Here is a 25,716-nt window from a genome sequence, read left to right as displayed (position 1 = left end):
CGGCCGCGAACCGAGAGAATGACCGACAAGCTCCCCAAGCGACGGGAACGTGACGTTTCCAAAGATTCCGTTCGGCAATGTATCGTGAAGCTTTGTGAAAATCGAGCCTGAACATTGGAGGACAGCCATGGGATGGATGGGGAAGATCCTTCGAGTCGACCTTACGGCGGGAACCACAAGCATCGAACCTCTGGACCGGGACGACGCCATCGCGTACGTGGGAGGAAGAGGCCTCGGCGCCCGCATCCTCCTTGACGAGGTCCCGGCGGACATCGATCCTTTCTCTGCGGCGAACAAACTCATTTTTCTCACCGGCCCGCTCACGGGAACCGGAACACCCACCGGCGCCCGTTACATGGTCATGACCAAGTCCCCCCTCACAGGGGCTCTCACCTGCTCCAATGCCGGCGGCTACTTCCCGACCATGCTCAAAAAGGCGGGATTCGACGGGATCATCTTCGAGGGAAGCTCACCCGAACCCGTGTATCTGTGGATCTGCGACGGATCGGCGGAACTGCGCAGTGCCGGACACCTCTGGGGCAAAAACACCCACGAAACGGACCGGCTGCTTCGTCAAGAAACCCGAGAAGACGCCAAAACGGCCGTCATCGGACCCGCCGGGGAACGTCGTGTTCTGTTTGCCAGCATCATGAACGACAAGGATCGGGCGGCGGGCCGCTCCGGCGTCGGCGCCGTCATGGGATCCAAAAACCTCAAGGGGGTCGTCGTTTTCGGCACGGCCAAGGTCCCCATACATGATCCCGAAACGTTCAAAAAGATCCTCAAGGACATCATGGCCGGATTCAAACAAGCCACCCAGAAAGGCCCTTTGCCCCTTCGCATTTACGGCACGGCCATCACCTCCACCGGAACCCAAAACGTCGGTGCCTACCCGACCCGCAATTTCCAGCAGGGAACCTTTGAGCACTGGAAGGACATCGGGGGGGAAGTGCTCACGGAAAAGTACCTCGTACGGGCCAAATCCTGCTACAGTTGTCCCATCGCCTGCGGTCGGGTCACTCGAGTGGCCGAAGGCCCCTTCCAAGGGGAAGGCGAAGGGCCCGAATACGAAACGGTCTACGCTTTGGGCAGCAATTGCGGCGTGCGCGACTTCGCTGCCGTCATCAAAGCCAATTACATCTGTAACGAAATGGGGATGGATACCATTTCCGCCGGGGCCACCATCGCCTGTGCCATGGAAATGTATGAACGAGGCATCCTGGATGAACGGACCATTGGCCGACCCTTGCCCTTCGGGGATGCCCACGGTCTGGTGGAAATGGTTCACATGACGGCGCTCCGGGAAGGATTCGGTAATGAGCTTGCCGAAGGCAGTCTGCGATTGGCAACTCGGTACGGGTGCCCTGAGCTGGCGATGGTCTCCAAAGGTCAGGAGTTCGCCGGTTATGAACCTCGGGCGGAAAAAGGGATGGGGTTGGCCTATGCCACGTCGCCCATCGGGGCGAGCCACATGCGTGGGGACCCGGCCTATATCGAAATCCTGGGAGTCCCCGTCCTGGTGGATCCCTTGACTTGGGAGGACAAGCCCCAGATTGTCAAAGACTGGCAAGATGTTTTCGCCTTGATCGATTCAGCCGGGCTGTGTGTCTTTTTTTCGGTGAGAAACCTGGTGACCAAAACCAAAGACATCCGCCCCGTGCGCATCTTGGAACTCCTGAACGCCGCCACCGGGGCAGGCTACACCATGGAAAGCCTCATGAACGCCGCAGAACGAATCATCAACACGGAGCGCCTGTTTTTGGTCAAGGCAGGTTTCGACGCCAAGGACGACAGCCTGCCGCCGCGCATGACCCAGGAGCCCATGCCCGTCGGACCCGCGAAAGGGCACGTCTGCGAATTGGACAAGATGCTCCCGGTCTATTACCGGCTGCGGGGCTGGGACAGCTCCGGCCGGCCGACACCGGAGCTTTTGGAGCGGTTGGGCCTCACAGACTGATGCGCCTGAAGCCCGATGCCGACGAGCACAGCCAACACGCCGCAGCACGGGGGCGATCCGCAGGAAAGCCGGCCGCCCCCTTCAGCCTTATGACGATGAGACGATCGGCCGGGGAAAGAAACGTGGTTCCCACTGAGCCGCGAAAGCCTTTCCGAAAATGAACCCTTGGGCACGCGGGACCGGCGGGAACCGCTCCCGCCGGTCCGTCCTAGGCGAAGCCCTGCTTCTTTTGAAACGCCAAAAGAAAGTCCGCCGAACAAACGGCAACCCGCCTATTCCCGGGCGATAACGGTCGCCATGCCCATGCCGCCCCCGACACACAAGGTGGCCAAACCCACGCTGAGATCCCGCCGTGCCATTTCGTAGATCAGCGAGACCACAATCCGCAGCCCGGTGCATCCCACGGGATGCCCCAACCCAATGCCGCTCCCGTTCACATTGGTGATGGACCGATCCAGCCCCAAGCCTCGTTCGCAGGCGAGGTATTGGGCGGCAAAGGCTTCGTTGAGTTCGATCAGTTGGATGTCTTTCAGAGACATGCCGGTTTTCTTGAGAACTTTTTCCGTCGCGGGCACAGGACCATAGCCCATGTATTCGGGTTCCACACCGGCCGCCGCCGTTGCGACAACACGAGCCATGGGGCGAACGCCCAATTCTTTCGCCTTGGCTCGACTCATCACCAAGGCCGCCACCGCCCCATCGTTCAGACCGGACGAATTCCCGGCCGTCACCGTACCATCCTTCTTGAACACCGGCTTCAAACGGGCCAAATCGTCCATGGTCAAGCCGAACCGCGGATGTTCATCGTGTTCAAAAACAGAAGTTTTGCCTTTTGGACCGGGAACCTCCACCGGAACGATTTCGTCTTTGAACCGGCCTTCTTTGATGGCCGCTTCCGCGTTGTGATGACTGCGCAGGGCCACCTCATCCTGATCCTGTCTTGAAATGCCGTATTTTTCCGCCAGGTTTTCCGCCGTCATCCCCATGATCATGGGCTGACCCAGCAGGCGGCTTCCAGAATGGAGCATCTCCCACACGCTGTCCACCACCTCGTGGTTCATGAGCCGCATGCCCCATCGTGCGCCAGGCAGATAATAAGGCGCCGAACTCATGGATTCCACACCGCCGACCATGACCACATCGGCGTCCCCGGCTTTGATCATTTGCGTTGCTGTCGCAAGGGCCTGCATGCTGGAGGCGCACTGTCGCTGAATGGTGTGCGCAGGAATCTCCACGGGAAAGCCCGCGCGGAGCATGGCCGTCCGGGCCGTGTTGGCTTCATCGAAGCATTGCACACAATCCCCGGTGACCACTTCGTCGAGAAGACTCGGCGGGAGCTGACCCGCCCGCTTCAAAACCTCCGTCATCACATGGGCCAACAAGGCGGAAGCCCGCATGTCTTTCAGGGTCCCGCCGAATTTACCGATGGGCGTCCGCGCCGCCGCGACAATGAGCGCATCTCGATCCGTCATTCCATCCCCTCACAATTCACTTGGTGTAATCGTAAAACCCTTTGCCGCTTTTCCGCCCCAGGTAACCCGCGCGGACCATCTTGCGCAGCAACGGGGCAGGTCGGTACTTGTCTTCTCCCAACTCCCTATGAAGCCCTTCCAGAACGAACAGCAGGGTATCCAAGCCCACCATGTCCGCTAAAGCCAAGGGACCGATGGGATGATTGGCACCCAGGGTCATGGCCCGGTCGATGTCTTCGGCGGAGGCAATCCCTTCTGAGTAGACGAAAATCGCCTCGTTGATCATCGGGCACAGGATCCTGTTGACGGCAAAACCCGGGGCTTCTTTGACTTCGATGGGCACTTTGCCCATCTTTTCCACCAAGGCTTTGGTCGTCGCGAAGGTCTCATCCGCCGTCGCCAAACCGCGGATGATTTCCACGAGCTTCATCACGGGAACCGGATTGAAGAAATGCATGCCGATGACTTTATCGGGGCGTTGGGTCACGGAGGCCATCTCCGTGATGGAGAGCCCCGAGGTATTGGAAGCCAGAACGGCTTCCGGGGGGCAGAGGCTGTCCAGCTCTTGAAAAACCTTTCTTTTGAGCTCCATGTTTTCAATGACGGCCTCGATGACGAAATCCGCCCCTGCGGCCGCGTGGGCCATGTCCGTGGTGCCCTGGATGCGGGCCATGATCGCCTCGGCTTCCTCCGCGGTCATTTTGCCTTTCGCCACAGCCCGGTCCAGATTCCCCTTAATCCCGCTCAGACCTTTCTCGACGAAGCGCTGCTCGATGTCCCTCAAAGCCACTTGGTATCCGGCCTGGGCCAAAACTTGCGCAATCCCCGAACCCATAATGCCGGCACCCAACACACAAACCTTTTTCACGTCCATGGACCCCTCCTTAAGATTGTCCTGCACGGCTTTTATCGGCCGGCGCACCCCTGGCGCAGGCCGGTACTCTTGTCATGCCAAATGGTTAGGAAATCGAGATTTCAGGGCGCGGACCGTTTTTCGGTAGTCCCCGCCTTGGAACACGGCCGACCCGGCCACGAAGATATCGACGCCGGACGCCACCAAGGCGTCCATCGTGTCCACGCACACCCCGCCGTCCACCTGTATGAGCACGTCCAAAGACCTTTGGTCAATCCAGCGCCGGAGTTCCCGAATTTTGGGAAGCACGGAAGGAATGAACTTTTGGCCGCCAAATCCGGGGTTGACCGTCATGAGCAACACCATGTCCACATGTTCCAAGATGGGTTCCACCAGGCAGAGCGGCGTCGCAGGATTGACCGCCACCGAGGCCTTGGCTCCCAGCTCCCGAATGCGCTGGATCGTGCGATGCAAATGCGCGCAGGCTTCCACGTGCACGCCGAGCCAATCGGCCCCCGCGGCCACAAAGTTTTCCAGATAACGATCGGGGGCCGCGATCATGAGATGGACGTCCACCGGCAGAGTTGTCGCCCGACGGACGGCCTTGACCACGTCTGGCCCAATGGTGATGTTGGGCACGAAATGTCCGTCCATGACATCCACATGAATCCAATCGGCGCCGGCCTGTTCCACCGCCTGCACTTCTTCAGCCAGTCGACCGAAATCCGCCGAGAGGATGGACGGAGCCAGTTTGTGTTTTCCCACAGGACGGTCTCCCTCGAGGATAGCCGGTTCTTTGTGAAACCTTAAAGACTTGTCCGCAGCCGTCGTCCACCGCCGGGGCCCGGGCTTCCCGATGTTCCAAGTTCTCGTCCAGACGTCTGAAGCCCAGGAATGCGCCGGCCCTTTCCAATCCGGTTCTGCACCCGCATGCGTTCGTCGAAGGAGTCGGTCGATTTCAGGAAGCCCACGGTCAACCGCGTCTTCCTGAACCTTTCCGCACGGGGCTAGAGCCGGCGCCAGCGCGCCACATAAAACCCGTCTACACCGTGCCTATGGGGCCAGGTGGACAGATCCGGCCCATCGGCCATGGCGCGACAGGGTTGCGGAAGCACATCCACGACCGATTCTCTTTCCCACTCCGGAAAGGCATTGGAAAAATCTTCCGCCACGTCGCGATTCTCCAGCTCGAAAATCGTGCACGTGGCGTAAACCAAAATCCCGCCCCTTCTAACAAAACGAGCCGCTTGGCGCAAGACGGCCTTTTGGGTGAGGCTCGCCCGGTAAGGGGACCGAGCTCCACGCCGCCATTTGATATCGGGGTTGCGTCGAAGCACTCCGAATCCCGTGCATGGAGCGTCCACCAGCACGCGATCGAAAAGTCCTGTTTCGTCCGGGTTCAGTTCCAGCACGTCGGCGACCACAGGCTGCACACAGCGGATCCCCTGACGCCGGACGTTATCTTGCAGGGCCTCCACCTTCCAGGCCTCCCGATCCACGGCAACGATTTCCCCCTCGTTTCCCATCAAGGCCCCAAGGTGAGTCGTCTTTCCCCCAAACCCCGCGCACAAGTCGAGGAGGCGTTCCCCCGGTTGTGGATCCACCACCCTGCCGACCATTTGCGACGCCTCGTCCTGCACTTGAATCCACCCCTCCAGAAAGGGCGCACAGGTCGCGATGTCCATCCGCAGATTGCCCAAACGAACCGCCTCCGGCAAGAACGGGGACGGTTCCGCAGGGATATCCTTGTCTTGAAACCACCGGATCACATGGTCTCGATCCGCCCTGAGGACATTGACCCGGCATGTCGTTCCCGCCGGCTCGTTATTCGCCGTCAAGACAAGGCGGGCTTCATCGAAGCCCCACCGCTTCAGAGCATATTCAGCATACCAGACAGGATGAGACGTCATGACCGAAAGCCATTGCACCGGATCCTTGTCGGGATCCGGCCACGGCCAATCCTCACCCGCACGTAAAGCCCGGCGCAAAACCGCGTTCACAAATCCCACCACGCGTTGACCGTAGGCGGTCTTGGCCAGCTCCACGGTTTCATTCACCGCCGCGTGGGCTGGAATTTTTTCGAGAAAGAGAATCTGGTAGAGGCCGAGGCGCAGAAGAATTCGGACTTCCGGCTCAATCCTTTTCCTTTCGCTGAGCACCTCCGCATGCCAGTCCAAACGCTGCCTCCACCGCAGCACGCCATACACCAGTTCCGTAAGCAGTGCACGATCCCGGGGGTCCATAGCCGGGTTTCTCGCCAACGCCACCCGAAGCAGACGATCGGGATGGGCGGGGCGTTTTTCCATTTGGAGGAGCAGCCGATAGGCCAGAGAACGGACGTCGTCCATCAAAAATCCCGCAATCTGTCGCCGAGTAGTCGTGCCAACACGGTGCGCACTTCAGTCATCGGCACTTGGGTGTTCACGCACGGTCCGTTGGGGCGTTCGTTGAAAATACCATAGACAGGCAAGGGTAAAGTGTCCTGAATCCCGCTCACGAGGTCGCGTTCACAAGCCACGGCCACGATGAGATCCGGACGGGTTTCCACCACAATGCGCCGCGCGATGGTGCCACCGGTGGCCACGGCGAGGTCGATACCGTACTTGGCTTTGATTTCCTGGAGCTCGGCAATGGCGCACTTGCCACAGCGCTTGCAATTGTCCACATGAAAAGTGATGCGGACGGGACATTCTGAAAATTGGATACAGTGGGGCATGAGCAGCAGAATATGGCGGGGTTTTTTCCCCGATCGGAAAGCGGCCATGACCAGCTCGTTGTTGACGCCCACAAAGGCATGTTGGACGGTTTTTTTGGGGATGCCTATCAGGTTTCCGACGACAATGAGTCCCGGCAGGAGCACCTTGGCGCTGATGCGGCGCAGGGTCGCGGAAAACGGGACGTCGCGTCCCAACGCGATGGCCACAATGAGAAGTGCGACGGCTCCGAGCTCTGCGGCCATGAGCATAGAGAAAAGAATCGCCGCCGCATGAGGCAAAAAGGGATGGATCCGGGCAAACCCCCAATACGGCACGAAAAAAAGCACCGCGAGGATTCCGCTGACAAGCAGGCCCGTGAAAATGAGAAGAAGAATAATCAGGGATTTTTCAGAAAAGGCAGGATTCATGACGGCGACGGACTTCCTCGGTCAGACGAACACCGAGCCCGGGGGAAGAGAGTAGCCCCTGAGGAAAGCCTCTGCCGGGACCGCCTTCTTCCCTTCCAGCTGAAGCGTCCCGATGGTCACCGCACCGCCGTCCCCGGCGCACACCAGCAGACCATCCCGCGTGAGGCCCAGCACTTCTCCGGGCGCAGCGCCCGTGGAAAAGGAGGACAAACGAGCATTGAAGACTTTGATTCTTTTCGCCCCGTGAAGGACGTAAGCCCCTGGTCTCGGATCGAAAGCTCGAATCCGACACCACACAAAAAAGGCCTCCTCATTCCAATCCACGTGGGCTTCGTGCTTTTGCACAGGGGGGGCCGGCACAACGCCGTCAGGATCTTGTGGCGTGGGGCGGCACCGTCCATGCCGCCAGTTCTCAAGGGTGTCCCAAAGCAGCTCGGCGCCGAGCTGCGACAAGGTGTCATGCAGGGTGCCGAAGGTGTCCTCCGGACCGATGGGAACCCGCTTCATGGCCAGCACCGGTCCGGTATCCATCCCTTCATCCATGAGCATAATGGACACTCCCGTTTCCGAATCCCCGTGAAGGATCGCTCGCTGAATCGGCGCCGACCCGCGATATTTCGGGAGCAGTGAAGGATGGACATTTAAGGCCCCTAAGGGGAAGGCTTCGAGAAGGGCTTTCGGGAGAATCTGCCCGTAGGCCACGAGGATCAGGCAGTGGGCCCCTAGGGAAGTCAGCCGCCGAAGGACTTCGGGATCTCGAATGCGATCCGGCTGAATCACCGGCAGCCCCAACTCGTCGGCCACCTGTTTTACAGGAGACGGCACAGGCTTTTGCCCGCGGCCTTTCGGCCGATCCGGTTGCGTGACCACCAGGACGACATCCGCTCCCCTCTGATGCAGCGTCATCAACGTGGGCACGGCAAAATCGGGGGTGCCGCAAAAGACGACTCGAATCGGTTCCGTGGTCACGCCGATGCCTCGAGAGCCCGTTTTTTCCATTTCCTTTTGAAAATATCTCGCTTGACGGGATTGAGATAGTCTATGAACAAGCGCCCATCCAGATGGTCGATTTCGTGCTGCAGGGCCACGGCCAGCAAGCCCTCGGCATGAATCTGCACCGGTCTTCCATCGGCATTGAGACCGCGGACCACCACAGTGGCATATCGATTCACTTCCGCGAAAAACTCGGGGACACTGAGGCAGCCCTCTTCCCAGACCACCCGCCCCTCAGCCTGAACGATCTCCGGATTGGCCAGCACAATCAGACCGTGCGGGTCCTCTTCTCTTTGAAGGTCCACCAAGATAAGCCGCACCGGCCTACCCACCTGATTCGCCGCCAAACCAATCCCCGGAGCGTTGTACATGGTTTCCGCCATATCGTCGATGAGCTGGCGCACCGCCCCGTCCACGGCATCGATGGGGCGCGCCTTCTCTCGCAGTACCGGATCCGGATAGATGCAGATGTCCAACAAAGCCATGATATACCTCGAAATGGGTGATCATCCCGAGAACGGAAAACCATTCCACGCACAACCACAGTAATGGTCTCATGGGGAAATTGCAAGACATGGAAAAGGGGCTTCTGACTTTCAAAGGCTGGAAACCGGATCCCGATCTACGGCCACATGGACGGCGGCAAAAATCTCGGCCCGTGAAACCTCATCAAGGATTCTTTCCAACGCGGTCTGTAAACCCTCCGCCCTCCACGCTTTCAGATAAAGATTATAGCGGAAGCGCTTTTTCAGCTTCTGGATGGGTGCCGGGGCAGGACCCAAAACCCCTAGCGGGATACCTTGCACCTCCAGGGCGCTTCTTGTGTGTCGAGCGATCTGTCCCAAGGCGCCGGCCGCCTGCACGGTCACGTTCTGGTCCGGCCCCGTGACCAGTATTCGAGCCATCCGCGTAAAGGGAGGATATTGGAGCTCCCGACGCGAGGCCAATTCATGCTCGCAAAAATGTGCGTAGTCCAATGCTGCCGACGCCTGAATCACATAATGGTGAGGGTTATAGGTCTGGAGAATGACTCGACCGGGTTTTTCTCCACGGCCGGCGCGCCCCGCCACCTGCATAAGCAGCTGGGCCGTGGTTTCCCCCGAACGGAAGTCGCTGATCTGCAACGAAGTATCGGCATCGACCACGCCCACCAGTGTCACATTGGGAAAGTCATGCCCTTTGGTGATCATCTGTGTGCCCACCAGGACTTGACCCTTCTGCGATCGAAAGGCGTCCAAGGTCTGCACAAGCTTTGCCGAACAGGTCATGGTGTCTCGATCCATGCGCAACGTCTTCACGTGCGGGAACTTTTGCCGGACCTCCTCCTCGACACGCTCCGTCCCGAATCCATAGGGCATCATCACCCCTTTGGCGCAGCTCGGACACGCCCCTGGAACCGCTTCTTCTTGCCCGCAATAATGGCATAAAAGTCGCTCCAGACTCTGATGGTAGGTCAAGCTCACGGCGCAATGAGGGCACTGGGGCACGGCACCGCATGCACGGCAAAGGAAAAAAGAGGCGAACCCTCGTCGGTTTAAAAACAGCATGGCCTGCCCGCCCTCTTGGATCGTCTCCTCCAGCGCCTGCGCCAATTCCGGGGATATCACTCGAAAGGGCCCACGGTGACGCCGCATATCCACCACGTCAATCCGTGGCAGAGGGCGCTCCTCCACCCTTTTGAGCAGGGTTACCAGCCTGTAGCGCCCCGAGCGCCCATGATGGAAAGATTGGAGAGACGGCGTCGCAGAACCCAAGACAACAGGCACTCCGGTAATCCGGGCACGCATGATGGCCACATCGCGCGCGTGATAACGCACGCGCTCTTCTTGTTTGTAGGAATTGTCGTGCTCTTCATCCACTACGATGAGCCCGAGGTTTCTGAGAGGACTCAAGACCGCCGATCGAACCCCCAAGACCACCGATGTGCGCCCCGACGTAATTTTCCTCCATTGATCATCCCGAACCCCCGACGCCAACCCGCTATGCCACACGGCCAGGGTCTCACCGAATCGCGCTCGAAAAAACGTCTCCAACTGAGTGCTCAACGCAATCTCCGGGACTAACACAAGGGCCGTCCGTCCGTGTGCCACCGCTCTTTTGACGAGCTCTAAATAAATCTCGGTTTTTCCGCTTCCCGTGACGCCATAGAGAACAAACGGCGCAAAGGACGGCGTGGACACCGCTTCGGCCATGATTGCCACGGCAGCCTTTTGTTCGGGGGTCAGTTCGAAAGCCTGTGCCGAACCAAGGTTCTGAGCCAAAGGAGATTCCCTGAGCACCTGCCGCTCTTCCAAATGGATCAGACCCTCGGCCGTCAGTTTGCGGACCCAGTACCCCGCTTGAGGCACGTGGCGACGAAGATCCGCGAGGGAACACGTGCCCCCCGAATCCCGCAGAACGCTGAAAAAACGCCTCAAACGCGGGCTCGCCGACATCCGTTTTTCCGAAGGATCCTGTTTCCATACCACCACCTTTTCCTTCTTCACGGAGGGTTCCAGAGAGGGCCACGCGTAGTCCCATTGGACCCATTTGCGGGATTCCAGGCGTTTCAAATGAGCTTTCCAACCCTTGGGCATCGTTTCCAGGTCGGTTTTGTGAAGCTCCCCTCGCTCCACCAATGCCTGTTCCAAAGCCCGGGCCCCGGCCGTTCTCGGCTCCGGCGTCGGACCGTCCGTCAAAGCAGTTCGCCCTTCCGCCGTCAGGCGATACCGCTTCTGGGGACGGGCCAAGAGGCTCGACGGCAAAACCGCCTCCAGGACCGATGGCAGCGGATGGAAGTAGTACCGGGACATCCACCGGCACAACGCCATGAGGTCTTCCGGAACAATGGGCGCCTCGTCCACCACGGCGGAAATAGTTTTCAGCGGGCCTGCGGCGACCTCCTCAGGCACGCGCTCCTCGACGGCCACCACCAGGGCCACGGCTTCCCGGTTCCCCAAGGGCACCAGCACTCGTCGTCCCACGAGATCCGATCCCTGAAACCCACTGGGAAAATGATAGTGCAAACAGTCGGCCGGCCCCCGAAAAACGGCACACACTGCCAGAGGGACAGGATCCGAAGGGGTCATGGATGAACGGGCCTCGACGAGCCGTGGGCGGCCACAGTGGGGACACTGAGCCGTGAAGCGAGTTCGCGCTGCTTTTTCTGAAAATCGGCCATAAGCGATTTGGGAATGGAGCGGGCGTTGGGAAAAGACGTTTTTAAGAAATCCACCGGCCTGCCGTCCTGATAAAACCGGAAATCTAAATGAGGACCTGTGGCCAGTCCCGAAGAGCCCACGTAGCCGATGACGTCTCCCTGTTGCACACGAGAGCCGACCTTGAGCCCTTCGGCATAGCGGGACAAATGCCCGTAGGATGTCTTATAAACACCGTCATGCTGAATCTCCACATAGCGGCCGAAACCGCCGTTCCAACCCAGCCGAGTCACCTTCCCATCCCCGAGGGCACTTATAGGGGTGCCGGCGGGAGCCGCATAGTCGATGCCCAAATGAGGTCGGAAGATGCGGAGCACGGGGTGAAATCGGCGGTAGGTGAATGTGGAACTGATCCGGCGGTAGCTCAACGGAGCTTTCAAAAACATCTTCCGAAGCGACTTCCCTTCCTCGTCGAAGTAATCACTGAAGCCATCGGGAAACTCATAGAAATAGGCATGGTAGGTTTGCCCCGAGACCGTCATTTGGGCCGCCCGTATGGGACCGGCCTTGACCAGGCGACCATCCCCCACCGTGAGCTCATAGACCACGGCAAAGCGATCCCCCGCCCGAAGATCTGACGTAAAGTCCACATCGTAGGCAAACAGGTCGGCCAAATCCATGATCAGCTCTGAAGGCATGCCCTCCCGGACACAGGAGTTGTACAGGTTGTCGCTAATGGTGCCCACGATGGCCTGGGTGAGAGTAAACGTCACCGGGGTCTGGTTTCGACACACCCATGCATCCCCCTGCTTCAAGAGAAGGCGCAGCCCCCCTGCCTCCGACCTCAAGCGGATGCGGACCACCTCATTGGTCGCCCTCAGCACGTCAATATCCAGCACATCCCCCTGTTTCAGAAGCTCGGGACGGCACTCTGAAACTTCGTCGGCCATCCACGGCGCCATCCCCTGAGGGGACAGGTTCAAGCTTTCCAGAATGCGGGTCAAGCTGTCGCCCGGTTTCACCGCGTACGTCTTTCGCTCAAACTGGTCCCAGTCCCTTTGTTCCAACGCGAAGATGTCTTCATCGTCCGGGACCCGAAAAGCCTCCGACAGACTTCCCTGGAGAATGGCCGGCTTCGTGGAAACGGCCGCCTCCGTGTCGTGGGGTTTTGGAACCGGTTCAGGCAAGAAATGCCACACCGTCAGCCCAGCGACCACACACCATACGGCAATCACCGCGCCTCGGATCATCATCCCCCCGATGGACCGGCCTCTGGGATCGCCATTTTCATCGTCCTCGTTTTCGGAAGAACAGCCCGCTCACGATTCCCAAAAGACTGGAATGCCCACAGACCGGACGCCGGACTTGCACCACCTCACTGCGCTCCGTATCGCCGCCCAGCAGACCACAATTTTCTCCACTTTATGGAGAAAAAACATTTCCCAGACCCTTTCGCCCCTTCTCTAGGGCGCTCAAACCTAGCACAGCCTGTTTCAATCGGTCAAAAGAAAGAGGTGTCGTCCACTCGCAGTGTTTTTGGCCTTGAAACATAAGATATTGTTTTTTCAAGTTTATCTTTGTGCCAGCCGGGCCGGCGGGTCCGTCCGACGTTTTGTTTCCAAAAAAAACTTGATTCCATGCGGCTTTTCGGCAATTTATGGCTTGCCAAGGGCACTTCCGACAGTATAATTGCGCTGCAAACCAACGGATATTCAACCCTCGTGGATTGCGTGCCGGCAAGCGATCTCATTCTTCCCTTTGGTGTGTTGCCAAGAGTAGGGTCAGGCTGGAATCATAATTGAAAAGAGGAGGAGAGCATGACAAAGGCGGATCTGATTACCAAAATGGCCGACGAAGCGGGAATCACCAAGGCTGCTGCCGAGAAAGCCCTCAACAGCTTCGTGGCCGCCGTAGCCGACAGTTTGGCCAAGGGGGACAAAGTGACTTTGGTGGGCTTCGGCACGTTCAGTGTCGCCGAAAGAGCCCAGAGAGAAGGCCGAAATCCGCGCACGGGTGAAACCATCACCATTGCGGCAAGCAAGACCATCAAATTCAAGGCGGGCAGCAAGCTCAAAGAAGCTTTACAATAACTTTTTTCTTCCAGGGGCCAGAAAACCCGGCGCAGGCCGAAAGGTGTGCCGGGTTTTTTCCTTTTGCCGCATTAGCCCTGCCCTGATGTCCGGCTCTTTGTTTATGGAACAATACACAACCCGAGCACTCATCGAACCGTCGCGGTCCAGGAAAGAGAATCCTTTGCCTGCCGATGCCTTCCTCGTGTTCACTCCCGAGGATGTGGCCTTGTTAAAAACGCACTGGCCCTGCAGCCCGTACGGGCGACGATTGTTTCTGAGCGACGTCGCCTTGTGCTCAGGCGATGCACACGAGGTGGCGCTCATCGGCCCCATGCTCGGGGCTCCTCAGGCAGTGCTGGTTCTGGAGAAGATCATCGCCTTGGGGGTTCGTCGCGTGATTGCTTATGGGTGGTGTGGGTCTTTGCAGCCTCATGTGAACATCGGCGACGTCATCATTCCAGAAGGGGCACATTCCGAAGAAGGAACGTCGGCCCATTACCCCGTGGCGACGTCCCCGACACCTTCACAGGCGCTGGTGCGCCGTCTCGAAAACGCTCTGGAGTCCGAGCGGCGAGTGAAGGTCCATAGGGGGTTTGTCTGGTCCACCGATGCCCCTTATCGAGAGACGGAAGAGAAAGTGCTTTTCTACCAAAGGGCCGGGGTCCTTGGTGTGGATATGGAGATGTCCGCCCTGTTCACGGTGGCGGCATTCCGTCAGATTGACGTGGCTGGTCTGCTGGTGGTTTCCGACGATCTCTCCCAACTCCGATGGCGTCACGGATTCCGAGACTTTCGATTTCAAGAAACTCGAAAACTCATACCGACACTGTTGCGGCACCTGTTCTGATCCGGAATCTCCCACCTCAGCCCTTGCTCCCAACATGACACCGCGTGTATTTTTGAGAAACGAAACTTCAGCGCATTCTCTTGCCCTACGTCACGGAGGAGATCTCATGAATGCACCCTGCGGCGTTCTCGCCGTGGACATCGGAGGCGGCACCCAGGACATCCTCTGTTGGTATGAAGGACAACTCGTAGAGAACGCCGCCAAGATGGTCATGCCTTCGCCCACGCACCTGGTGGCCGCGCAGCTGAGGGCCTTTCGAGCACAAAAACAGGATGTGGTGCTTGTGGGGCGGACGATGGGCGGTGGGCCGTGCGCTCAGGAGGTTCGGCGTCATCTCCAGGCCGGCCTGAAGGTCTATGCCCTTCCGGAAGCGGCCTTGACGTTTCATGACGACTTGGCCCGAGTTCAAGCCATGGGGATCGCCCTTACGGACACGATACCGGACGGCCTCCCCCAGATTGTCATGCGGGATTTGGATCTGGATCGCCTCGGTCGGGCCCTTGCGTTGTTCCACCTGGATTTGCCCGAAACCGTGGCTGTGGCCGTTCAAGACCACGGCTTTTCTCCGAAAGAGAGCAACCGCCTTTTCCGATTCCGATACTGGCAGGACTTCCTGAACCGCGGCGGCGATCTCCGCGCTTTGGCTCAGGAGCCTCCCCCACCTTTCATGACGCGGATGTATGCCGTGCGCGCAGAATGCCCTCATGCCCTGGTGCTCGATACGGGCATCGCCGCCATCCTCGGCGCACTCACGGATCCCCGAGGGCGCGCGTGGAATCCGCACGGCTGCACCGTCATCAATGTGGGGAATTTTCATACCATCGCCGCACTCGTCCGGGACTTTCACGTCCTCGCCATCTACGAGCATCACACGGCGGTTCTCGACCCCCCAAAGATCATGAAACATTTGATGGACTTTCGCCACGGGCGACTCACCCATGAAGAAGTCTTTCATGACAACGGCCATGGATGCGCCTACGGCGCTTTGCCACGGGAAGGCCTCTTTGAAAGAACCTTGGTGACCGGACCACAGCGACGCCGCCTCTTCAGCGACGAAAGCCTTTATGCCGCCCCCTTCGGGGACATGATGCTCACGGGCTGCTATGGGTTGCTGCAAGCGGCCATGTGGAGGCACGGATTTGGAGAGCTGACCGGATGAATACCCAAGAGGACATCCAAAAACGAATCGAAGAACTTCGGGAGCGCATCCGTTATCACAACTACCGATACTACGCGTTGGACGACCCAGAGATCAGCGACGCGGAATACGACCAACTGTTTCGGCAGCTTCAGGAACTGGAAGCCGCCTACCCGCAATTCGCCTCCCCGGATTCCCCCACAGCTCGGGTAGGGTTTCCTCCTCTGGACGCCTTCGAGGCGTTCGAGCATCCCGTTCCCATGTTGAGCTTGGAAAACGCCATGGACGAAGGGGAAATGATCGAATTCCATCAAAGGATTCGAAAGTTCCTCGGGGAATCCGGTCCCATCGTTTACACCGCGGAACCCAAGATGGACGGTTTGGCCGTGGAAATCTTGTACGAAAACGGTCGGCTCACCCGGGCCGGAACACGCGGGGACGGCTACCGTGGGGAAGATGTGACCCCCAATGTGAAAACCATCCGGGCGATTCCATGGATCCTGTTCAGTCCACCGGGGGCTCCCCAAATCCCGTCTGTGATGACCGTGCGATGCGAAGTCTACATGAACCGGAGAGATTTCCATGCCCTGAACCGGCAGCGGGAAGCCGACGGCGAGCCGCCATTCGCCAATCCGCGAAATGCCGCCGCCGGCTCCTTGCGCCAACTGGACTCTTCCATCACCGCTCGACGCCCCCTTAAGGCGTACTTCTATGGGATCGGGATTTTGGAAGGCCCCGTGTTCGAAACCCAATGGGACATTCTGAACGCGCTCAGGCAATGGGGTCTGCCGGTCAATCCTTTATCCCGCCTCTGCGAAGGACTGGAAGCCGCCCTGGACTATTATCGAGAACTGGAAGCGCGCCGTCCCGAGCTGCCCTACGAGGTGGACGGCGTGGTCTATAAAGTCAACCGCCTGGATTGGCAGCAGCGACTGGGAGAAAAGACGCGGAGCCCTAGATGGGCCGTTGCCTTCAAATTCCCGGCACATCAGGCCCAAACTCGGCTTTTGGATATCCAGGTCCAGGTGGGGCGCACAGGTGTGCTCACTCCCGTGGCCCACCTGGAACCCGTCGCCTTGACCGGGGTCGTCATTCGACGGGCCACGCTGCACAACCTGGATGAGATCGAACGCAAAGACATCCGGATCGGCGATGTGGTGCTTCTTCAGCGGGCGGGCGATGTCATTCCTGAAGTGGTCCGCCCGATCCTGGAAAAGCGAGACGGCTCGCAACGGCGATTTGAAATGCCGACCCGGTGCCCCGCATGCCAGGGGCCTGTGGTCCGTTTGACGGGAGAAGCCGTCCACCGGTGCATGAACCGCAGTTGTCCGGCCCAGATCGAGGGCGCGTTGCGCCATTTTGCCAGTCGTGAGGCCATGAACATTGAGGGTCTCGGCAAACAGATCATCCATCTTTTGGTGGCACGCGGAATGGTGACAACGCCGGCGGATTTATACCGCCTCAGCGAAGCGGATCTGCTGAAACTCCCGGGTTTTGCCGAGAAAAGCGCCGGGAACCTCATCCGTGCCATTCAAAATTCCAAAGAGCCCGAACTTGCGGCTTTCCTTTACGCGCTGGGCATTCCCTTGGTGGGATCGTACTTGGCCGGTGTCTTGGCCGAACGATTCCCGTCTTTTGAGGCGCTGCGGACCGCGCGGTACGAAGATCTCATCGCCGTGGAGGGCGTTGGAGATAAAGTTGCGGAGAGTATCCGCCGATATTTTGAAAATGAAGACAACGAAAAAGCCATCCGTTCCCTGTTTGAAGCCGGGGTTCGCCCGAGGACATCAACCCAGGCGGTCTCCATGCAGGGCGCGGATGACTTCTGGAAAGACAAGACAGTGGTCCTCACCGGAACCCTTGCGTCCATGACCCGGGAGGAGGCCACCGAACGGCTTCGCCGGGCGGGGGCTCGCGTGAGCTCTTCGGTGAGCGGGAAGACCGACATCGTCATCGTCGGAGAAAACCCCGGATCGAAACTTCAGAAGGCCAAAGCGCTCGGCGTGGCCGTCATGGACGAGCACACTTTTTTGAAGCAGCTGCCTTAGGCCTGCCGGTGGAGGGTTGGGGGAGATGGCCGGGTCCGGTGACCGGGAGGCAGAAAGGGAAAATGATGGAAAAGAAGCGCGTGCACGTGTGGATTTCGGGTAGAGTCCAAGGCGTCTTCTTCAGAGCCTACACTCAGGACGCTGCGAGAACCCACGGCGTGAACGGGTGGGTGCGCAACCTCCCGGACGGCCGGGTCGAGGCGGTGTTCGAGGGAGACGCTCAGGCCGTGGACGCCATGGTCCAATGGTGCCGTCGAGGAAGCCCTTTAAGCCGCGTGGACGGTCTGGATGTTCACGTTGAACCCTACCAGGGGGAATTCACCGATTTTAGTGTGCGCACGGGAAGATGAAGCCATGAAAGAAACCTGGAACGCCGTTCTCACATTCCTGAAGGAATACAACATGACCAAAGCCGCGGAGGCATTGCGGAACGTCGACTGGAACGCCATCCTCCATCAACCGATCTTCTGGGGTGCCGTGATTCTTTTCCTCGGTTGGGTGGTCTGGAAAAAGGCCTTCCGCAGCCTTCTCGTGGCCTGTTCCTTGGTGGCATTTGTTTTTCTGCTTCACTACACCTTGCCGCCTTCTGGAGAAACCTTCACCCTGCAAAAACTTTTACCGTTTGCCGGAGGATGTCTGGGGCTGCTCGCGCTGAACATCTATTTTCTCATTATCCGCAACGGCTAATCCAGTGGAGTCCATTGGATTTCCAAAACCGTCCGGGTTTGGTCGGTCACCTTGACCCGATCATCCAGTCGATACCCGACAACCCAGCAGATCTTTTCACGGTCGCATATTAGGGGAACACGGCCGCGCACCGATCGCGGCACTTTGGCATCTGTAAAAAAGTCCTGGAGCTTTTTGGATCCCGGCCCACCCAAAGGGTAAAACCGGTCCCCAGGCTCAAAGGTTCGGACGGCAAGGGGCCACAGGACCTTCTCCGCATCCACAACGGCTGTCCCGGGATCGCGCGGGCTCGGTGTCCCGCCGGGGAAATCTTTTCGCTCGATCCGAATCTTCCCGCGAAGCGCGGGCACCCCAAAGCAGCCGGGTGCGGCGATCGTCCGTCGGACCCTCGGGAGCGGCTCCTCAGGGCGCCTGGTCAGCACAATCCTCCCGCTTTCCCGCACGGCACGCAGCCCTCGAGGAAGAACCACTTGTCGGCCGGAAGGAAATCCTCGTAAAAGGCGTTCCAAGGACTTGAGATGCACAGCAAAAATCCCGACAGGGAGACCTAAATCTTCCAGAGCCCTTCGGAACACCCTGACGGACAAGGCTTCATGAAGAGACACCATCTCCTGGGCGTCCAAGACCACAGTGTCCTCGTGTTGGGAGCGCACCACACGAGCCCACACGTTGTCGATCTGCCGATCCCAATAGGATTCCTCCTGGGCCGCCACTTCCGCATGGCGCCACAGCGTTCGTCGAACCCCGGGGTGAAAAATCTCCTCCAGTAACGGCAAAACCTCCCGTCGTAGGCGATTTCGTTGGCAGAATCCCTCCTGGTTTGAGGCATCTTCCCGAAAAGGCATGTTCTCTTCGGTGAGATATCGGACAATGTCCTGACGACCCGCCCATAAAAGGGGCCTCACGAATCCCTCCGGCGTGGCGGGGCGCATCCCCTTCATGCCGGCAGGACCTGTGCCTCGGCATAACCGCATGAGCACCTCTTCGGCCTGATCGTCCGCCGTATGGCCCAGAGCCAGCCGGTCAACACGCCCTCGGGTTAACACGTCCATGAAGAAATCCCGGCGGCACTGGCGCGCCGCCATCTCCACCGAAATGCGCCGATCCTTCTGGAACTGCCGGACGTCCCCGCAACCCACGATCAACTCACAGCCAAGCCGACCCGCAAGATGCTCCACGAACAGGCGATCGGCCGTCGAGTCTTCGCCGCGCAGGCCGTGGTCATAGTGAAGGACAACCAAGGTCTCAATGGAAAGACTGGTTTTCAGCGCGGACAGAACCCGAAGAAGCGCCACGGAATCCGGTCCGCCGGAAACCGCGACGCCCAAAACCTGGGCGGGCTCCACCAGACGGTGGGTGTGAATGAACCCTAAGGTTTTCGTTTCGAAAGGGTGAAGACAGGCCGTCACGTGTTGCAGTCAGGTGCCGGAGCCTGCGGGAGGGCTTCCTGGGCTGCCGTTCGCGATGCACTCTCCGGGGTGACGTCCAGTAAGGGGATGGCGTCTTTCCACTTCTTGCCGCGCACGAGCAGCTTGCCGTCCCGGTTCAGCACCGTGTTGTCTTCAAGGATGACCAGCCCGTAGCGCTCGGCGACCTGCGATTTGAACTGGTACTCCATGGACCGCTTTCGCAGCTTGTAGTTCATGATGAGGAACACCAGCGCAAAAAGGCAGCCGGCGGCCAGCAACGCCCCACAAGCGATCAACGCGATGCGCACGGACCGTTCCCCGATTTCGCCCACGACCCGAAGCACCACATCCAAATGGTAGACAACCCCGATGGCTGCCCCCAAAATCAGAAGCAGCCCGAGGTAGGGGAGTCTTTGCAGCCACGCCACTAGGGCTGCAGGCTTGGTCATCTGTGCTTCAGGAGTCGGCCCCTCGGCAGGGTCCTCCTGGGTCGGTTCCGCAGCGTGACCGTTCCCGTGGCCCGCAAAATACCGGTTGAACCCGGTCACGATGGTTCCCAAAAGGAAGGTTACGGCCACCGGAGCCAGAAACGCCAAAAGAAAATAGACTTTCCAGGGAAAGTGCCGCTCCACGGGCCCGAACCGGTCGTAACCGTCGGTTCCCAACTGGTAGAGCCAGCACCCGATAAAAATGGCCACCTCAAGCCAGGCCAAAAAGACGACATACTTTCGGAAAAGTTCCTTGCGCTCCGTATCATCGAACAAAGCAGCCACACCACCAGCGGTTCTTCTAATCTTGTGATCTTCTCCATTCATGGTGAACATCCACCGTTAAGCCTCTGCCGCGTCCTCTTCTTTGCCATCTGAGGCACCTTACCAAAACCCTCGTGAAAGGGTCAACCTTGAAAGGACCTGCGGCGAAATCTCTATTTCGCCATTGGCGGTGCCCTGCGCCTGTGATAAGAAAACCCTTTACCAAAGCCGGCCCCAACGAAGATTTTGATTTCCTGAATCAGTGAAGTGTGATTGGGTGGACTGACGAGCATGGATTCGGAACCCATTTTGAGGCTCATTGATGCCCTGATTCAGCCACTTTTTCGGGTCATCGCCTTTTCAAGGACTGAAAAGCTCTCATGACGATGCCATCTCAGACATTTTCGGACACTCTTCACCCCCTTATGGCCAGAGGAGCTTTCAGGCTTTTGCGGCGGCGATCCCTACGCTGGGCAAAATTTCAGATAAACACTCCGAAAAGCGTGAAAAGCGGGACAATGCCGACCAAACTGGAGCTTCAGCCGACGAGCGCTTCGGATCACGCGCGCTGCCATATAGATCAGCTCCTGGATCACGGTCTTTACGCGACGTCGCTTGGCCCGATGCCGTACGGGCGAAAAATGGCCCAGGAGCCCGTTTTGTCCCAGGATGCGCAAAATGTTGTAAGCCAGTCCGCCCAGGGTCAACACCAGCGCATTGGTGGCAAACTTTCCAGACGGCAATCGTTCCAAGTCCAGGTCGGACTTGATCTCACTGTGAAACTGCTCGCTCAGACCCCGCTTCTCGTACAACCCGATGACTTCATCTTCAGGGACGGAAAGCGACGTCCACCAACCCTCCAGCTTGATATCAGGCCGGATCAAGATTTGTCCCTCGCTATCCCATATCCTCTCGGTGACCCGGATCACCAGCCGAAACCGATAGGTTCTCTTTTCATGGTGTCGCGTCACCCACGTGCTGAAGACCGCCACTTTCTTGCCGGGCCGGGGCTCACTCACACGGCCTTCCCTGAAGGCCCGATCACGCCAGGAAAGGACGTCGGCCCTGCGCGGATTCCATTGGATGATAAAGCTCAGCTTGGGGTGTCGGCGAAGCTCCACAAGCGTTTCCAGGGCATCATGAGCCGCGTCCGTTCGCACCAAAAGGGGCTTGCAGGTCACCTTGCGCGCATGCACCAACACCTTACGCAAAAAGTCAACAAATCCACTCTGAGAATGCTGAGACCCCGGGCGAAGCTCCAGGCCCACACACCATCCCTCCTGGCCAAGGTAGGCCCCGATCGGCGCATATCCGTCGTAGTCCTGGTACGTCCGCGAAACCCCTTCTTTCTTTGTGTCGGAATTGTCCAGGCAGAAAACATCCATGTCCAAAGGCACGTGCCCCGTGGAAAGCGCCGTCACGGGAACCTGGGTCCTCTCAAGCAATTCTACGCTACTTGCGCCGGCAAGACGTTCGAAAACTCTCGCGTGCTTGTCCAAACGTTGCCGCAAAGTTTCTTGCGAAGGGACCTTCTGAATGTCCAGAGCCTCTTTGAACCAGTCATCGCCGGCGACCTCTGCAGCGGCTTCAAAGTCACTCTTGCCCAGACACAGAAGCCCCAAGTAGGTCTTGACCACATCCGCGTGCGAGATCATCGGCCGTCCTGGAACTTCCTTTTCCAACTGCTCGCACAGGCTCGTGTAGCCGTTGATCAGATTCCCCACAAGGGCCAAGCCCGCGTGTCCGCTGTAGAAGGCCTTCGAAGATTGTTCGATCTCAATTTTCTTCATGAGTTCACCTGCCGGGTGAAAATGTGACAGGAGACCCTATAGCATAAATGAGATGTAAATCCAATGAGATATCTAAAGTAAAATAGTTTTATGCATAGGCGCTATTTCACGGATTAAGGGATTTTTTTGAGGAGAACGCCATGCAGACACCACCGCTCTTTGAAACCCACTTCCCTGCGCTGAACCTCAAATCGCGAGGCAAGGTGCGAGACATCTACGATCTGGGGGATTCGCTGCTGATAGTGGCCACCGACCGCATTTCGGCCTTCGATGTCGTCATGCCCACGCCGATTCCCGACAAAGGCAAAATCCTCACGGAACTGTCCCTGTTTTGGTTCGATTTCTTGAAGGAGACCGTCCCTAACCATCTTTTGGGAACGGACGTGAAGGTCTTCCCCCACGTGTGCGCCCCGTATGCCGAAACCCTGTCAGGACGGACCATGTGGGTGCGCAAAGCCGAACCTCTTCCCGTGGAATGCATCGTGCGAGGCTATCTGGTGGGCTCCGGATGGAAAGATTACCAGAAGACCGGATCCGTGTGCGGCATTCCCCTCCCCAAAGGTCTTAGGCTCGCGGAAAAGCTCCCCGAACCGATCTTCACCCCGTCCACCAAAGCGGAAAAAGGCGCCCACGACGAAAACATCAGCTTCCAGGACATGGTCCATCGGATCGGCGAAGACCTCGCCGCCCGTGTGCGGGACGTGACCCTGACCATTTATGAGAAAGCCGCCGCCTATGCCCTGGACAAGGGCATTATCCTCGCCGATACCAAACTGGAATTCGGTGTGGCGGACGGCCGCTTGATCCTCATCGACGAAGTTCTCACCCCGGATTCCAGTCGGTTTTGGCCCGCGGATCGGTATCAGACGGGATCAAATCCGGAAAGCTTTGATAAACAATATCTCCGCGATTACCTGGTGGAAATCGGCTGGACCCCTGAACAGCCGCCCCCGGAACTTCCAGAGCCCGTCGTGGAAAACACGAGGGCACGATACCTGGAAGCCTTGGAGCGCCTCACGGGACGCGCCCTGGGAGCCTGAAAACCCATGACGCCGCAACGCCTCGTTCGCATTCCTTTCCATGGAATTGATTGGGAGGATGACGAGTTCGCCATCCCCGGCCATGTTCCCGATGAGGATCTTCTCCGATCCTTGGCAGCGGTCGGCCTCCTTCATCCCCCTGTTCTCTGGGAAAAGACACCGGGGCGTTTCGTCATCGTCGATGGATTTCGGAGACTGTCCTGGTTGCGGGTTCACACCTCCGAGGCCCACGCTTTGGTCTATCCCCCATCGTTTGATCCGAAGCGGCTTTTGGCCTTACGACTTGAGGCCAAAGTGTGTTCCCGCCCTTTGAACCTGGCGGAAAAGGCCCAGATTATGGCACGGCTCGCCGAGCGCATTCCCGAAGACGACTTCCGCTTGAGGATCTGTCGTGCCATGGGCGTCCCTCCCACAGAGGAAAGTCTTCAGCAATGGCGGTCTGTTGCCGCATGGCCCCCGTCTCATCTTGCCGGCCTGGCTCAGGGCGTCATTGCCGAAAAGGCAGCCCTGCGTCTGGCCCCATTGTCGGAAAAGGACCGCGAAGCCTTTCTGGAACTGCTCCTCGTACTGCGATGCACGGCAAGCCTTCAGGTGGAAATTTTGGACCGATGCATCGACATCGCCCAGCGGGACGGGATTCCGCTGCACGCGCTGGTGGAAAATTCCGAAATGCAAGCCATTCTCAAGGATGAAAAACGAAACCGCCGGGAGAAGACGGCCGCTGTGAGAGACCTGGTCTGCCGCTGGCGATTCCCACGGGTGACCGCAAAGATGATCCGCGTGGAGCGATCCATTGCGGCGCTCCATTTGCCTTCGACCGTTTCGCTCGTCCCGCCTCCTTTCTTGGAAGGAGACGTGTGGGAACTCAGGGTGCGGTTTCGCACTCCCTCGGAATTGATCCTCTGTCTAAACGACATGGAAGCTCTCTGTGAAACGGACCGATTCCACGCGCTCTTTGAAGAAGCCGACCGCATTCTCCCCATGGACATGACGGCACAGCGTCTGCCTCCTCCCGGTGCCTCTGCGTGATTTTATGACCTCCCCTCGTCGGCACCCCATCACACGCGTTGTTGTCGAACGGTCCGTCGCCCGAAGCCCGGTGGTGCGCACATTGCGCGAGACGCTTCCGGGCGTTCCTTTTTCTTTCGTCGACGAAGTCCCGCAGAATGCGCAAAAAATCAAGGGGCTTCTGGAAGTCGTCCACTATAAGGGACGCTTTTGGCGAACCTGCCCGGGAACGAAAATCTACGACTGCTGCGCGTATCAGATTGTTCACATCGGCACGCAGTGCAGCCTGGATTGCACCTATTGCATTCTGCAGGCTTACTTCGAAAACCCAAATCTCAGGATCTTCGGGAATATCGACGACCTCGTGGCCGAAGTCGAGGCCGTGCCACGTTCGGCGCCAGACCGCCTCTTCCGCGCGGGCACAGGGGAATTCACAGATTCCCTGCTTTTGGACCCCTGGACCGGCTTGTCCGAATATCTCGTCCCTCTTTTCGGCCGCATCCCCAACGCCGTCCTTGAGCTGAAAACCAAAACGGACCATGTGGCTCAGCTGGAAAAATTGGACCACCGGGGCCATACCCTCGTCTCGTGGTCTCTGAACGCCGAGGACATCATTCGGTCGGAAGAGTCCCGTGCCGCTCCACTCAAGGCGCGGTTGCGGGCCGCGCAACAATGCGCCCGCTGGGGTTATTTCCTGGGATTCCACTTTGATCCCATGATCGACTATCCGGGCTGGAGGGAAGGTTACCGGCGCACCTTGCACCACCTCTTTGAGGCCGTCGATCCTGCCAGGGTGGTCTGGATCAGTCTCGGTGCTTTTCGGTATATGCCCGATCTGAAACCGGTCATCCAACGGTTCCACCCGCAAAGCCGTCTCACCACCGGCGAGTTTATTCGGGGACTGGACGGGAAGATGCGCTATTTCAGCGACATCCGCTGTGAACTCTACCACATGATGGTTGACGAGATCCGGAGGTGGGACCCCCACCTTCAAGTTTACTTATGCATGGAGGGGCCGTGGATTTGGAAACGTGTGTTTGGCATGGAACCTAAAGAAAAGGGAGGTCTTCCCGCCATGCTGGATCACGCCGTCAGAGTCCGCATGGGCGTGGGGTCCATGGGACAAGGAGATGCAATAAGGGATGTCAACCCTGAAGCGACATTACCTGTGTGGGCTGACTCCTGTGCTGGCGAATGCCCGCGCCTGCGAGCCGCCGGCCCATCGCGGCACGGATCGTCTCGTCGTGCTCGCCCGCGTCAAGGGTGCGCTCGCTGCGCTCGCCGGCTTTGCCGCCCTTGACACGATCTGTGCGCGACGAGCCGCCATTAGCGCGGGCGATGGGCATACGGGTGCCTCCGGCGGGGGCTCCGGGCTCCAGGTTGCCTCGC

General features: G+C 58.7%; 22 protein-coding genes. 10 read left to right on the top strand and 12 right to left on the bottom strand.

The annotated features are described in order from the left end of the window. The first annotated feature begins 127 nt into the window (after positions 1–127). A complete protein-coding gene (locus ACZ5K9_RS10510; RefSeq protein ID WP_464271288.1) occupies positions 128–1,957 on the top strand; it encodes an aldehyde ferredoxin oxidoreductase family protein in 1,830 nt (609 codons plus the stop codon). Positions 1,958–2,229: 272 nt separating this feature from the next. Here the strand turns inward: ACZ5K9_RS10510 and ACZ5K9_RS10505 are convergent, their stop codons facing one another. The 9 genes from ACZ5K9_RS10505 to ACZ5K9_RS10465 form a co-directional block, all read right to left on the bottom strand. Further along, a complete protein-coding gene (locus tag ACZ5K9_RS10505) occupies positions 2,230–3,429 on the bottom strand; it encodes a thiolase family protein (protein ID WP_464271287.1) in 1,200 nt (399 codons plus the stop codon). Positions 3,430–3,445: 16 nt separating this feature from the next. Then, on the bottom strand, positions 3,446–4,303 hold the full coding sequence (locus tag ACZ5K9_RS10500; protein WP_464271286.1) for a 3-hydroxybutyryl-CoA dehydrogenase: 858 nt from the start codon (positions 4,301–4,303) through the stop codon (positions 3,446–3,448). A gap of 72 nt (positions 4,304–4,375) precedes the next feature. Then, on the bottom strand, positions 4,376–5,047 hold the full coding sequence (rpe, locus tag ACZ5K9_RS10495; RefSeq protein ID WP_464271285.1) for a ribulose-phosphate 3-epimerase: 672 nt from the start codon (positions 5,045–5,047) through the stop codon (positions 4,376–4,378). A gap of 242 nt (positions 5,048–5,289) precedes the next feature. After that, positions 5,290–6,630, bottom strand: a complete 1,341-nt coding sequence (gene rsmB / locus ACZ5K9_RS10490; RefSeq protein ID WP_464271284.1) for a 16S rRNA (cytosine(967)-C(5))-methyltransferase RsmB — start codon at positions 6,628–6,630, stop codon at positions 5,290–5,292. Then, positions 6,630–7,406 carry a DUF116 domain-containing protein gene (locus tag ACZ5K9_RS10485; protein WP_464271283.1) on the bottom strand — a complete coding sequence of 259 codons (777 nt, stop codon included), beginning with the start codon at positions 7,404–7,406 and terminating at the stop codon, positions 6,630–6,632. Before ACZ5K9_RS10485 ends, rsmB begins: the two co-directional genes overlap by 1 nt. 21 nt (positions 7,407–7,427) lie before the next feature. Next, a complete protein-coding gene (fmt, locus tag ACZ5K9_RS10480; RefSeq protein ID WP_464271282.1) occupies positions 7,428–8,405 on the bottom strand; it encodes a methionyl-tRNA formyltransferase in 978 nt (325 codons plus the stop codon). Next, complete coding sequence (gene def, locus ACZ5K9_RS10475) at positions 8,372–8,884, bottom strand: peptide deformylase (protein WP_464271281.1); 513 nt, start codon at positions 8,882–8,884, stop codon at positions 8,372–8,374. The genes fmt and def overlap by 34 nt, the downstream gene beginning before the upstream one ends. Before the next feature lie 111 nt (positions 8,885–8,995). Beyond that, complete coding sequence (priA, locus tag ACZ5K9_RS10470) at positions 8,996–11,467, bottom strand: replication restart helicase PriA (RefSeq protein WP_464271280.1); 2,472 nt, start codon at positions 11,465–11,467, stop codon at positions 8,996–8,998. Next, a complete protein-coding gene (locus tag ACZ5K9_RS10465) occupies positions 11,464–12,789 on the bottom strand; it encodes a peptidoglycan DD-metalloendopeptidase family protein (RefSeq protein ID WP_464271279.1) in 1,326 nt (441 codons plus the stop codon). Before ACZ5K9_RS10465 ends, priA begins: the two co-directional genes overlap by 4 nt. A 564-nt stretch (positions 12,790–13,353) precedes the next feature. Here ACZ5K9_RS10465 and ACZ5K9_RS10460 point away from each other — a divergent pair. The 6 genes from ACZ5K9_RS10460 (at position 13,354) to ACZ5K9_RS10435 (ending at position 18,328) form a co-directional block, all read left to right on the top strand. Continuing rightward, positions 13,354–13,626, top strand: coding sequence for an HU family DNA-binding protein (locus ACZ5K9_RS10460; protein WP_464271278.1), 273 nt, complete (start codon positions 13,354–13,356; stop codon positions 13,624–13,626). A gap of 103 nt (positions 13,627–13,729) precedes the next feature. Beyond that, a complete protein-coding gene (locus tag ACZ5K9_RS10455) occupies positions 13,730–14,455 on the top strand; it encodes a nucleoside phosphorylase (RefSeq protein WP_464271277.1) in 726 nt (241 codons plus the stop codon). 106 nt (positions 14,456–14,561) lie between these two features. Further along, positions 14,562–15,614: a DUF1786 domain-containing protein gene (locus ACZ5K9_RS10450; protein WP_464271276.1), complete on the top strand. Its 1,053-nt coding sequence runs from the start codon at positions 14,562–14,564 to the stop codon at positions 15,612–15,614. Beyond that, positions 15,611–17,641: an NAD-dependent DNA ligase LigA gene (ligA, locus tag ACZ5K9_RS10445; RefSeq protein WP_464271275.1), complete on the top strand. Its 2,031-nt coding sequence runs from the start codon at positions 15,611–15,613 to the stop codon at positions 17,639–17,641. Before ACZ5K9_RS10450 ends, ligA begins: the two co-directional genes overlap by 4 nt. A 65-nt stretch (positions 17,642–17,706) precedes the next feature. Beyond that, positions 17,707–17,991 carry an acylphosphatase gene (locus tag ACZ5K9_RS10440; protein ID WP_464273961.1) on the top strand — a complete coding sequence of 95 codons (285 nt, stop codon included), beginning with the start codon at positions 17,707–17,709 and terminating at the stop codon, positions 17,989–17,991. A 4-nt stretch (positions 17,992–17,995) separates the two neighbouring features. Beyond that, the gene (locus tag ACZ5K9_RS10435) at positions 17,996–18,328 is read left to right on the top strand and encodes a hypothetical protein (RefSeq protein ID WP_464271274.1); all 333 of its coding nucleotides are present in this window, start codon (positions 17,996–17,998) and stop codon (positions 18,326–18,328) included. Here the strand turns inward: ACZ5K9_RS10435 and tilS are convergent. The 3 genes from tilS to ACZ5K9_RS10420 all read right to left on the bottom strand — a co-directional run bounded on the left by tilS (position 18,325) and on the right by ACZ5K9_RS10420 (position 22,279). Then, positions 18,325–19,737, bottom strand: coding sequence for a tRNA lysidine(34) synthetase TilS (gene tilS / locus ACZ5K9_RS10430; RefSeq protein ID WP_464271273.1), 1,413 nt, complete (start codon positions 19,735–19,737; stop codon positions 18,325–18,327). The genes ACZ5K9_RS10435 and tilS overlap by 4 nt on opposite strands. Continuing rightward, positions 19,734–20,552, bottom strand: a complete 819-nt coding sequence (locus ACZ5K9_RS10425) for a hypothetical protein (protein ID WP_464271272.1) — start codon at positions 20,550–20,552, stop codon at positions 19,734–19,736. The genes tilS and ACZ5K9_RS10425 overlap by 4 nt, the downstream gene beginning before the upstream one ends. Before the next feature lie 401 nt (positions 20,553–20,953). Continuing rightward, a complete protein-coding gene (locus ACZ5K9_RS10420) occupies positions 20,954–22,279 on the bottom strand; it encodes an IS1380 family transposase (RefSeq protein ID WP_464271271.1) in 1,326 nt (441 codons plus the stop codon). 140 nt (positions 22,280–22,419) lie between these two features. On the opposite strand from ACZ5K9_RS10420, the gene ACZ5K9_RS10415 reads away from it, so the two are divergent. The 3 genes from ACZ5K9_RS10415 to ACZ5K9_RS10405 all read left to right on the top strand — a co-directional run bounded on the left by ACZ5K9_RS10415 (position 22,420) and on the right by ACZ5K9_RS10405 (position 25,627). Continuing rightward, complete coding sequence (locus ACZ5K9_RS10415) at positions 22,420–23,319, top strand: phosphoribosylaminoimidazolesuccinocarboxamide synthase (RefSeq protein WP_464271270.1); 900 nt, start codon at positions 22,420–22,422, stop codon at positions 23,317–23,319. A gap of 6 nt (positions 23,320–23,325) precedes the next feature. Beyond that, complete coding sequence (locus ACZ5K9_RS10410; protein WP_464271269.1) at positions 23,326–24,348, top strand: hypothetical protein; 1,023 nt, start codon at positions 23,326–23,328, stop codon at positions 24,346–24,348. 82 nt (positions 24,349–24,430) lie between these two features. Then, positions 24,431–25,627, top strand: coding sequence for an SPL family radical SAM protein (locus tag ACZ5K9_RS10405; RefSeq protein ID WP_464271268.1), 1,197 nt, complete (start codon positions 24,431–24,433; stop codon positions 25,625–25,627). Positions 25,628–25,716: the final 89 nt, after the last annotated feature.

The sequence above is a fragment of the Desulfosoma profundi genome (genome assembly GCF_055387865.1).
This window is presented reverse-complemented; position numbering and strand designations above follow the sequence as displayed.